The sequence below is a fragment of the Streptomyces sp. NRRL S-495 genome, from assembly GCF_000966955.1.
GTDB lineage: Bacteria > Actinomycetota > Actinomycetes > Streptomycetales > Streptomycetaceae > Kitasatospora > Kitasatospora purpeofusca.
Genome location: NZ_JZWY01000460.1, coordinates 1 through 6,275 on the forward strand (window position 1 = coordinate 1; position 6,275 = coordinate 6,275).

The 6,275-nt window shown below is 73.0% G+C and carries 6 protein-coding genes and 2 pseudogenes; 4 read left to right on the top strand and 4 right to left on the bottom strand.

Annotated features, from left to right (window positions below):
• Both VR45_RS23455 and VR45_RS48910 read left to right on the top strand, forming a co-directional pair.
• Positions 1-1,417, top strand: a pseudogene (locus VR45_RS23455) (NPCBM/NEW2 domain-containing protein); the annotation flags it as partial.
• An 84-nt stretch (positions 1,418-1,501) separates the two neighbouring features.
• Positions 1,502-1,870: pseudogene (locus tag VR45_RS48910) on the top strand (NPCBM/NEW2 domain-containing protein); the annotation flags it as partial.
• A gap of 133 nt (positions 1,871-2,003) precedes the next feature.
• Here the strand turns inward: VR45_RS48910 and VR45_RS23460 are convergent.
• From VR45_RS23460 to VR45_RS23470, 4 genes are all read right to left on the bottom strand, one after another.
• Entirely contained in the window at positions 2,004-3,047 is a 1,044-nt protein-coding gene (locus VR45_RS23460; RefSeq protein ID WP_159394325.1) for a hypothetical protein, read from the bottom strand.
• Positions 3,044-3,613 carry a sigma-70 family RNA polymerase sigma factor gene (locus tag VR45_RS23465; protein WP_052709313.1) on the bottom strand — a complete coding sequence of 190 codons (570 nt, stop codon included), beginning with the start codon at positions 3,611-3,613 and terminating at the stop codon, positions 3,044-3,046. Before VR45_RS23465 ends, VR45_RS23460 begins: the two co-directional genes overlap by 4 nt.
• Positions 3,606-3,815: a hypothetical protein gene (locus tag VR45_RS47155; RefSeq protein WP_159394326.1), complete on the bottom strand. Its 210-nt coding sequence runs from the start codon at positions 3,813-3,815 to the stop codon at positions 3,606-3,608. The genes VR45_RS23465 and VR45_RS47155 overlap by 8 nt, the downstream gene beginning before the upstream one ends.
• Positions 3,816-3,986: 171 nt before the next feature.
• On the bottom strand, positions 3,987-4,421 hold the full coding sequence (locus VR45_RS23470) for a CBS domain-containing protein (protein WP_045941802.1): 435 nt from the start codon (positions 4,419-4,421) through the stop codon (positions 3,987-3,989).
• A 201-nt stretch (positions 4,422-4,622) separates the two neighbouring features.
• On the opposite strand from VR45_RS23470, the gene VR45_RS23475 reads away from it, so the two are divergent.
• A complete protein-coding gene (locus VR45_RS23475) occupies positions 4,623-5,561 on the top strand; it encodes a helix-turn-helix domain-containing protein (protein ID WP_234326091.1) in 939 nt (312 codons plus the stop codon).
• Between the two features lie 54 nt (positions 5,562-5,615).
• Complete coding sequence (locus tag VR45_RS23480) at positions 5,616-6,071, top strand: VOC family protein (protein WP_045941803.1); 456 nt, start codon at positions 5,616-5,618, stop codon at positions 6,069-6,071.
• Positions 6,072-6,275 lie beyond the last annotated feature (204 nt).

Here is a 6,275-nt window from a genome sequence, read left to right on the forward strand (position 1 = left end):
GGCCGGCTACCAGTACGTCAACCTCGACGACTGCTGGGCCCTGCCCCAGCGCGACGCGAGCGGAAACCTGGTGGCCGACCCGGTCCGCTTCCCGCACGGCATCAAGGCCCTCGCCGACTATGTGCACGGCAAGGGCCTGAAGTTCGGCATCTACTCCAGCGCCGGCGACCACACCTGTGACGTCAAGGGCTTCCCCGGCGGGCTCGGCCACGAGCAGCAGGACGCCAACCTGTGGGCGTCCTGGGGGGTCGACTACCTCAAGTACGACAACTGCAACAACAAGGGCATCGACGCGCGGACCCGCTACAAGGCGATGGGCGACGCGCTGAAGAAGACCGGTCGCTCGATCCTCTACAGCATCTGCGAGTGGGGCAGCACCGGGCCGTGGAACTGGGCGCAGCCGGTCGGCAACTCCTGGCGCACCACCGGTGACATCAGCGACAACTGGCAGAGCATGATCTCCATCGCGCAGGCCAACCAGGGCCTGGCGAACTACGCCAAGGCCGGGGCGTTCAACGACCCGGACATGCTGGAGATCGGCAACGGCGGCATGACCGGCACCGAGTACCGGACCCACTTCAGCCTCTGGGCGCAGATGGCCGCCCCGCTGATGATCGGCACCGACCTGCGGACCGCCGAGCCGGAGACCCTGGAGATCCTCACCAACACCGATGTGATCGCGGTGGACCAGGACCCGCTGGGCAAGCAGGGCTCCGTGGTGTCCCGGGAGAACGGGCTGGTGGTGATGAGCAAGCCGCTGGCGGACGGCAGCCGTTCGGTCACCCTCACCAACGAGGGCTCCTACGATGCCACCATCAGCACCACCGCGCAGGCGGTCGGGATCGGCGGCGCCGAGTCCTACAAGGTCAAGGACCTGTGGTCGAAGAAGATCAGCACCGGCAACGGCGCGATCAGCGCGGTCGTGCCCGGCCACGGCACGGCGATGTTCCGGGTCACCCCGAGCTCGCCGGTCTCCCCGCCCTCGGGCGTGACCCGGCTGAGCGACCTGCCGTTCACCTCGGCGGCCAACTTCTGGGGCCCGGTGGAGCGCGACCGCAGCAACGGCGACCACGTGGCCGGCGACGGCGGGACGATCACCATCCGCGGCGCCCAGTTCGCCAACGGCCTCGGGGTGCACGCCCCCAGTGAGATCGGCTTCCACCTCGGCGGGACCTGCCGCAACCTGGTCACCGACGTGGGCATCGACGACGACGCCTACGGCAACGGCTCGGTGGTGTTCCAGGTCTTCAAGGACGGGGTGAAGGCCGCCGACAGCGGTCCGGTCACCGGCCAGGACCCGGCGCGACGGCTCACCGCCGACCTCAGCGGGGCACAGGAGCTGAAGCTGGTCGTCACCGACGGCGGCGACGGCACCTCCTGGGACCACGCCGACTGGGCGAACGTCCGGGTCGCCTGCGGCGACGGTCCGGCCGCCGGCACGTACCAGGTCTCCGACCTCAACTGGTCTGCGGCGGGCAACAGCTGGGGCCCGGTCGAGCGCGACATGAGCAACGGCGACAACCAGGCGCGGGACGGCAGCACCATCAACATCGGCGGTGCCACCTACGCCAAGGGCCTGGGCGTCAACGCCTTCAGCGAGATCGTCTACTACCTCGGCGGCGCCTGCTCCTCGATCAGCACCGATGTCGGCATCGACGCCGAGGCCCAGGGCCGCGGTTCGGTCTCCTTCGAGATCTACGCCGACGACACCAAGGTCGCCGACAGCGGGCGGGTCACCTCCGCGTCCGGCGTCAAGCACCTGACGGCGGCGCTGGCCGGGGCCAACGAGCTGCGGCTCGTGGTGACGGACGGCGGCGACGGCACCAACAGCGACCACGCCGACTGGGCCGCTCCGGTGCTCACCTGCTGATGCCCTGACCTGCTCGTCCTGCTCGTTTTGATCGTTCCAACAGCTCTGATCGCCCTGCTCGTCCGCCGGTCGCGGGCGGCAGGAGACCGCGGGCGCGGTGCCGGAACCCCGGCGCCGCGCCCGTCCGGCGTCCTCAGACCCTGGTCACGTCACGGGTCCCCGTGCCCGGCCGGACGATGTAGATCCCGGACCCGGGCAGCGTCTCCCGGGAGTCCGCCCGGAGCTGGTCGACGCTGATGGCGGCGGGCCAGCGGGTGCGCAGCTCGGACCAGCGGACCCCGGCGAGGTCGACCCCGGCGAGGTCGACCGAGGTCAGGTCGGCGGTGGTGAAGTCGTCCAGGACCTCGGCCAGGAACTCCAGGTCCAGGTTCTCCGGTTCGCCGAGTTCGAGCAGTTCGCCGACCTGCTCGACCAGCACCCGGGACAGGTACTGCACCTCCCGGACCGCGCGGGTGAGGTCCCCGCCGAGCACCGCGAACATGAACACCTCGCAGGCGCGCAGGAATTCGGCGATCGCCGGGTGGTCCGCCGTCCGCACCCGCTTGTCGATCGTGGTCACCATCTCCCGCACCAGGAGCTGTCCGACCCGGCGCGCCCGGTCGATCTCCGGGTAGTGCGGTTCGAGCAGCGCCACGATCTCGTGGGCGAGGTCCCGCAGGTCCCAGGCGAGGGCGGCCCGCCGGTCGAGTTCCTGCGCGATGCCCCGGGCGACCCCCTGGGCGGCGAACACCGCCTGCTGCAGCGGCATCCCGTGGTACCGGCCGAATCCGAGGCCGTAGGTGAGGTCCTGGGCCAGCACCACGGTGCGGATCAGCAGGTCCGCGAGGATGGCCGAGGTGACCAGCGGGTGCCCGCGCAGCACCAGCCGCTGCTCGGGGCCGATCAGTTCGAACCGCTGGTGCATCAGGCCGACGTCGTAGAGGGGGGCGGCCGCTTCCTCGAACTCCGTCCTGGCCGTGCCGCGGGACAGCACGGACACCAGCCCGGCCTCGATGTCGAGCACGGCGTCCAGGCCCTCCGCCAGTTCCTTGTGACGGGCGCACAGCATCACCTCGCGCAGCCCGGCCTCCACGTCCAGATGGGCGTCGAGCCCGTGCAGGAAGGACTTCCGCAGCGTCGCCATCCGGTCCGAGAAGTCACGGGTGCGGCGCTCGGGAGAACCGCGCTCGGCCATCATTCCCCCTCTCGATCGGTCATTCTGCTGGAAACGGTCAGCCGCGCCTTGAACAGGCTGGCGCGGACCGCCGCGGGCCGCATGCCCAGCTCGGCGGCGATCTCCGTCGGCGTGTAGCCGTCCAGCGTCCACGCCAGGACCTGGCGCTGGCGGGCGGGCAGGCCGCCCAGCAGCCGCAGGATCTCCTGCTCGCCCTCCCACTCGGCGGCGTGCCCCGGTGCCGGCAGCAGCGAGGTCGGTTCGAGCGCGAGTTCCTCGATGCTGTCCTCGACCTGGCTGAAGGCGCGCACGAGTTCACGGGACGCGACTCTTCGGCACCAGGCCTCCGGCGACTGGATCCGGTCCCACCTCTCGTACGCCTTGACCATGGTGTCCTGGGCCAGGTCCGCGGCCAGCGCGGCCGGGGCCCCCTGCCACATCAGGAACGCCACCAGCCGGCGGAGGCAGGTGCGGTAGAAGTACGCGAACTCGCCGTGCCGGGCTCCGGTCCCGCTGCCGTCGGCGGGGGCCGGAAGGTGGCCGAGGGACGCCGCCGACGCGGCCTCCCCCTCCGGGCCGGTCTCACTCATGCGCGCCGCGACCCCGCTCCTCGTGCGGCTCCGGCGGTGGTGCGCCGTCCTCGGCCCGGCGCACCCGGAGCGCGAGGACGACGACGACCGGGGGCGGCTGGGGCCGGTCCCGTCGACGCGGTCGTAACTGCCCCACCAGCGTGACCGAGGCACCCACCAACCCCAGCACACCCGCCACCACCGAGCCCGTCACGGGATCCACCTTCGCTCCTGTCGCCGTCACCAACACTGTTGCAACCAGGAGTCCCGGGAGGGCCGTCGCGTTAACCCGTGGGCGGATTCCGGGGATTCTGTTACACAACGACCGGCCGCGCAGAAGGACCCCCGGGCCGCCGCCTCAGTGAGTGCGGCCCGGGGGTCCTCGCGGGCGATGTCACCGCGTCATGTAGACGCTGTCCATGAAGTCGACGATCTGCTGGTCCGTCAGCCGCTGGCCCTCGCGGTGGCCCGTCGCGAGGTCGGCCTCGCTGATCATGCCGACCAACCGGTCGCCGTCGATGACCGGGATGCGGCGGATCTGGTGCTGCTCCATCTTGTGGAGCACCGCGTCCATGCTGTCGTCCGCGTGCACGCAGTGCAGGTGACCGGCCAGCTCCATGGCCTTCATCGCCGCCGGGTCACGCCCCTCGGCGATACACCTGACGATGATGTCGCGATCGGTGATGATGCCCTTCAGCTTCTGGTCCGGGCCGCAGATCGGGAGGGCGCCGACGTTCATGTCGCGCATCATCCGGGCGGCGTCGGCGAGGCTCTGGTCGGCGGCGACGCACTGGGCGCCGGCGTGCATGATGTCTCGGGCAGTAGTCACGGGGACTCCTCCTCAGGGTCTCCCCCGAGCACCGGGTGTTCCGGTGCGCCCACCCTACGCACGGGTGCCGGGGGTCCGCGAGCGGATCCGGGGCGGCCGTTGCCGAGCGTGATCGGGGAGGCGGTTGCCGGGCGTGATCGGGGCGGCCGTTGCCGGGCACGGCCGCGACCCGGCGGGACCCGGCGGGACGATACTGGGGGCGTGACGGAGGAGTTCGCCGGGGCGCCCGGGGCGGTGCGGGCGCCGGACCGGACAGCGGTGACGACCGCCCCCGACCTGGTCGACGAGGCGGTCCGGGCACGGCCCGCCACCGCGCTGCGTCCCTATGTGGCCTGGTACTCGGGTTACCGCCAACGGGGTGTGCCGCCCGCCCTGCACCGGGGCCTGCCGTCCCCGTACCTGACCTTCATCGTGACCCTGGACGAACCGCTCACCATGGCGGGCCACCCGGACCCGGCGCAGCCCCCCGGCCGGTTCGCCACCCTGCTCGGCGGGCTGCACACCGCCCCGGCGCTGATCAGCCACGACGGCCGGCAGTCCGGCATCCAGGTCGCCGTCCACCCGCTGGCGGCACGGGCGCTGTTCGGGCTGCCGGCCGGGGAACTCGCCGAGTCGGACGTACCGGCGGAGGAGGTGCTCGGCGCGGTGGCCGAGCGGCTCCAGGAGGCCGTGCGGGAGGCGCGGACCTGGCCGGAGCGGTTCGCGGCACTGGACGGCGCGCTGCTGCGGCTCGCCCACCCGTCCGGCCGGGTGCCGCCCGAGGTGCTGCGGGCCTGGGACGCGCTCCGGCGCAGCGGCGGGGCCCTGCCGGTGGCCGCGCTCGCCGAGGAGACCGGCTGGAGCGGCCGCCACCTGCAGGACCGGTTCCGCCGGGAGACCGGGCTCACGCCGAAGGCCGCCGCCCGGGTGATCCGGTTCGACCGCGCCCGGCGGCTGCTGGCCGCGCCCGGTCCGGCGCCCCGGCTGGCGGAGCTCGCGGTGCGCTGCGGGTACTTCGACCAGGCCCATCTGGCGCGCGAGTTCCGCACGCTCGCGGGGTGCGCGCCGACGGTCTGGCTCGCCGAGGAGGGGCCGGACGCGGCGAAGTTCCGAAACGTCCAAGGCGGGGCGGCCGGGCCGGGGTCAGAGTGGGAGGCATGACGGCGGACCGGCCCCCACCCGGGCGGGTCGCCCCGAACGGAGGAGGTACCGGCCATGGACGCCGACAGCGCGAACACGAGTGGCACCGGCGACGGGGCGGCGCCCGCCCCTCAGGTCTGGCCCAGTCTGCGGGCCCGTGACGCCCGGGCGCTGATCCGCTTCCTGACGGAGGCGTTCGGCTTCGAGGAGGTCGTCGCCTACGGCGAGGGCGAGTTCGTGGCCCACGCCGAACTGGCGTGGCCGGAGGGCGGCGGAATCATGCTGGGCTCCGACCGGCCGGCTCCCGAGGGCGGCGAGCCCTGGCCCGGCGGTCCCGGGACCTTCTCCGCCTATGTGGTGACGGCGGACCCGGACGCCCTGCACGCGCGGGCGGCCGCCGCCGGGGCGCGGATCACCACCGCGCCGTACGACACCGACTACGGCTCGCGGGACTTCGCCGCCGCCGACCCCGAGGGCAACCACTGGTACTTCGGCAGCTACCCGGGTGCCCCGCGCCCCTCGGCGGGCTGAGCGGTGCGGGCCGCCGAGCCGTCGGGCCCGGTCCCAGGACCGGGCCCGGCCGACGATTGGGCGGCCGTGGAGCGGCTGCGGGCCGTCTGCCTGGCCCTGCCCGAGGTGGACGAGCGGGTCAGCCACGGCGAGCCGACCTGGTTCGCCGGCGCCGGCCGCCGGGCGCGGGTGTTCGTGATGCTCGCCGACCACCACCACGACGAC

Excerpts from the sequence above, each read along its gene's own strand:
- VR45_RS23460 (WP_159394325.1), bottom strand. The coding sequence starts at position 3,047 with ATGATGGCCGAGCGCGGTTCTCCCGAGCGCCGCACCCGTGACTTCTCG.
- VR45_RS23465 (WP_052709313.1), bottom strand. The coding sequence starts at position 3,613 with ATGAGTGAGACCGGCCCGGAGGGGGAGGCCGCGTCGGCGGCGTCCCTC.
- VR45_RS23480 (WP_045941803.1), top strand. The coding sequence starts at position 5,616 with ATGGACGCCGACAGCGCGAACACGAGTGGCACCGGCGACGGGGCGGCG.